At 51.9% G+C, this 3,796-nt stretch carries 3 protein-coding genes and 1 pseudogene; 1 reads left to right on the top strand and 3 read right to left on the bottom strand.

The window, feature by feature from the left end; all coding sequences use genetic code 11:
* Nucleotides 1–536, bottom strand: a pseudogene (locus H6F86_RS00025) (photosystem II D2 protein (photosystem q(a) protein)); the annotation flags it as partial.
* A gap of 374 nt (nucleotides 537–910) precedes the next feature.
* Here H6F86_RS00025 and H6F86_RS00020 point away from each other — a divergent pair.
* Nucleotides 911–1,876, top strand: coding sequence for a CHAD domain-containing protein (locus H6F86_RS00020; RefSeq protein WP_190446047.1), 966 nt, complete (start codon nucleotides 911–913; stop codon nucleotides 1,874–1,876).
* 48 nt (nucleotides 1,877–1,924) lie between these two features.
* Here the strand turns inward: H6F86_RS00020 and H6F86_RS00015 are convergent, their stop codons facing one another.
* Both H6F86_RS00015 and H6F86_RS00010 read right to left on the bottom strand, forming a co-directional pair.
* Nucleotides 1,925–3,289 (bottom strand): N-acetylmuramoyl-L-alanine amidase, encoded by a 1,365-nt coding sequence (locus H6F86_RS00015; RefSeq protein ID WP_190446046.1) that lies wholly within the window; start codon nucleotides 3,287–3,289, stop codon nucleotides 1,925–1,927.
* Nucleotides 3,290–3,629: 340 nt separating this feature from the next.
* Nucleotides 3,630–3,796, bottom strand: a 167-nt coding sequence (locus tag H6F86_RS00010; protein ID WP_242033292.1) for an IS1 family transposase, incomplete at its 5' end; no start/stop codon positions are given.

Raw genomic sequence — 3,796 nt, 5'->3', positions numbered from 1 at the left:
AAGATCGCCGCCACGCCAAAGCTCGGTGCAAAGAACCAGCTCGACTGACCCAACGGATACATTAAGAAGACGGAGACGAAGACGGCGATCGGACCGGTGAAGGCGATCGCGTTATAAGGACGAATGCCGACGAGGCGAGCAATCTCAATCTGACGCAGGCAGAAGCCAATGAGAGCAAAGGCACCGTGTAGGGCGACGAAGCTCCACAAGCCGCCAATCTGGAACCAGCGGGTCAAGTCGCCTTGCGCTTCGGGTCCCCACAAGAACAGGAGGGAGTGACCAAAGCTGTCCGCGGGGGTGGAGACGGCGACGGTCAGAAAGTTGCAGCCTTCGAGATAAGACGAGGCCAACCCGTGGGTGTACCACGAGGTGACAAAGGTGGTGCCGGTCAACCAGCCGCCTAACGCTAGGTAAGCGCAGGGAAACAGCAGTAACCCAGACCAACCGACAAAGACGAAGCGATCGCGTTTCAGCCAATCGTCGAGAACGTCAAACGCCCCTCGATTCGCTGGCGCGCGCCCGACAGCTATAGTCATAGCGCAGATCTCCGATAAATAATAATGAGGACTGGATGCCGTAAAAGCCTGCCCGCGCGTCTACTGCTCAACAAACATTGAGACAGCATCACAAATTATGAGCAGAAGGTTACGTTTCTTTACCATCCCTCAATTATATGGATAACCCTACAGATTTGCCAGGTGAATTCTCACTATTTAAAGCTAAGGCTACAGCAAGAGAATGTGCCATGGAAGCAATGAGCAGTAGGCTTGCAGCGATAAAGAGGCAGCAACGCTCTTGGGGAAATTGATATAATGAATTTATTAAGATTGCTCCTACGTTTAGGAGTATTCAAAGCGTCTGAGTTGTAACAGAGCGCTTCATTTGTTTTTTCGTTGAGAGCGAGGGTGAGATGAAAATAGATAAAAAGCAGGTAACTGCAACGTCTCTCATTGATCCCTCTGTCACGCTGGGTGCGTTTGCTCATGCGGTCATTGCCGAGCAATATCGTGCGGTGGTGAAGCACGAGAAAAAGGTAATTGCTGACAAAAATCCAGAACCGCTTCACCAGATGCGGGTGGGTACGCGTCGGTTACGAACGGCACTACAGGTTTTTGATTGGGCGATCGCACTGCCGAAGGCTGCGTCGGCGAAACAGATTGGCTCCCTGGCTAAAGTGCTGGGTCGGCTGCGAGATTTGGATGTGCAGATAGACGCTTTGCAAACCCAGTATCGCTCTGACGTAGCTGAAACCACGCAGCGATCGCTCGATGACGTGATTGCAAAACTTCAGAAAGAGCGCCGCGTGGCATCAGCAGATGTAAAGGATGCGCTGACGCGATCGCGCTACCAGCAACTCAAAACTGCCTACGAAACCTGGATCGAGCAGCCTCGTTACACAGCGCTAGCGAGCCAACCCTTGCAACTGTTTTTGCCAGATCTGCTGAGTCCACTGCTTTCAACGTTGCTCTTACACCCTGGCTGGTTGGTACCGGCGGACGCTTCGGATGCCGATAGTGAAAGTTTGCATGACTTACGCAAAGCGTGCAAGCACGTCCGCTATCAGGCAGAGTTCTTTGTTTCGTTCTATGGCGAAGCCTTCCAAACCTGGATTGATGATGTCAAGGCAATTCAATCTAAGTTGGGGACAGTACACGATAGCCAGGTTTTACAGGCGTTGCTGAAAAAGCACCAGCCTAAGCACACTCAGTTGCCCGAACTCCAAACTGCCATCCACCAAACCCAAACGGAAGCAATGTCCGGCTGGGAAGCAGTACGGCTACGCTACTTAGAGCCAGCGTTTCGTCAACAGCTTCGTCAATTGCTGCTGGAGCCGATCGCGGCTGACGTACCAACGGAAAAGCAACTTTCTGTTTGATAACCATAAGCGGTTAGCCTTCAGCTCTAGATTCTAGGCTAACCGCTCCTACATCAATCCCGCCGATTCGTAGAGGCGCTTCAGTACGGCAAGCAGTTTGTCGCCATATTTAGGATCAGCAGCCCAGCGTCCGCTTAATAAACCGACAAGGGGCGCAACCCCACGAGCCACAAAGTTAAAGCGAGGATCGACCACTGCCTGCACGAGCGGCTCTGCATTCGCATAGGCTTTCAAATGCTGGATTTGCGCTCGTACACCAATACGAGCACTGGGGAAGGAAGCTCCTTGCGAATCGCCACCCGCTGAACCCAGTCCGCCGAAGTTGTTTTGCTCGGGTCTGACGGTACCGCTAAAGCGGAGAAAATCAGTTTCCAGACACATTTGCGCGAACGCAACATCATAATTAATGCCTTCGATGCTACCTTCTTCTCGGTAGAGTTTAGCGATCTCTGGGTAACGGGTCAGCGCTGCTTCATTATTTGCCTTGAGGAACATGAGGAGCTGAACTTCGGAGGTGTTGCCCTGCCCCGAAATCTTGTCGAACTGACCAGAACAGATCTGTGAGGCTGACTTGAGAAAGATCGTGCGGTTTGTGCTGTCCCAAGCGATCGAAACATGTCGATCGCGCAAGTCAACCGCTCGGACGTACACAATGTTGCGGTAGGTGATGCGACGGACATTAGGATCGGTGGAAACGTCTACCCCCAGTCGATCGACCAGATCGATCGGCACATACGCATTACCGCTGACGATGATGCCCTGTTCGCCATAGGTTTGCCCATTAATATTAATATTGCAAGGCGGATAGGTACCCGGAGATGGCGTTGGATTTGGAGTAGACGTAGGAGGCGACACCGATCGGCTCCAGGATGCCAACCCATCAGCAAGACCCAGCGCTACATTCCGTCGCTGGTTTTGAATGATGAAGCGATCGTCTGGGTTAGAGAGGACAGCAACTTCCATCAAGAGTGCTGGCACAACCAACTGCCGACAGAACGCTAGACTGCCCAAACCTGTTGCGGTATCAGGTCGCGCACCCCGATTGGGTAGCTGAGGCACCCGGCGCAGCAGCGCTAGCAAAAGAGTTTCTGCCTGTGCCTTGCGCTGAGCATTGTTAGCAATGTAGAACACAGCTGACCCACGCACAGACGGGTTAGAAAAGGCATCTGTATGGATTTCCAGGGCAATGTCTCCAGCGCGAGAGCGACCATTGATCCAATCAAGCGTTTGTCTGGCGCTCAGATCATCGGGGACAGACAGAATTTCAAAGCTGCGCGATCGCAGTTCTGTCACGACTAGATCGCGTGTCAAAATCATCTCTCTGGATTCGGTTGTGCCTGCAATCACCGCTCCCGGATCGGTCACACCGCTTTCCTGACCACCGTGCGCTGCTGAAATAAAAATTCGTCCCATCTGCCCCTGTGTCCCTTCACGCGTAACGTAGCGATGTTAACTCGCTTGAGAATGCACTGCCCATGTTTTACACCACGTAAAGGGGTTGGGAAAAAAATATGAGGACATGAGAAGAGAGGATTAATCGGTGCGGAGGAACGGAAAAGCAGCCGCTAAAGCTTCAAAGGCAAGATGCTTCGGTACAAAAACCCGGCTTGTTAAGATTAGCAGCAGAGCAGAAGAGTGGCGAACCTGTAGTTGGTTCCTAGGCATCCACTGGAATCTGACACATGATCACTTTCGGAAGCACTATGTCTGAAATCCCGCTTAACCCAGAGCAACCTAGCGAAAAGGGGTAGTGCTACACAAGTAATGATGCGTTGTAGTGATGGATGAAATACCAAAGGGCACCAAGATGATTCTCTACGGATTTTGAAAATGACAAGGTTTTGCGAACCAGTCGAGACACTCGTTGCCTCAACGTGTTGTTGAAGCGTTCAATGTAGTTGGTTCTACCCGTTTCTTTAC

Source organism: Phormidium sp. FACHB-592 (assembly GCF_014695795.1).
Taxonomy (GTDB): Bacteria; Cyanobacteriota; Cyanobacteriia; order Leptolyngbyales; family Leptolyngbyaceae; genus Stenomitos.
This window is presented reverse-complemented; position numbering and strand designations above follow the sequence as displayed.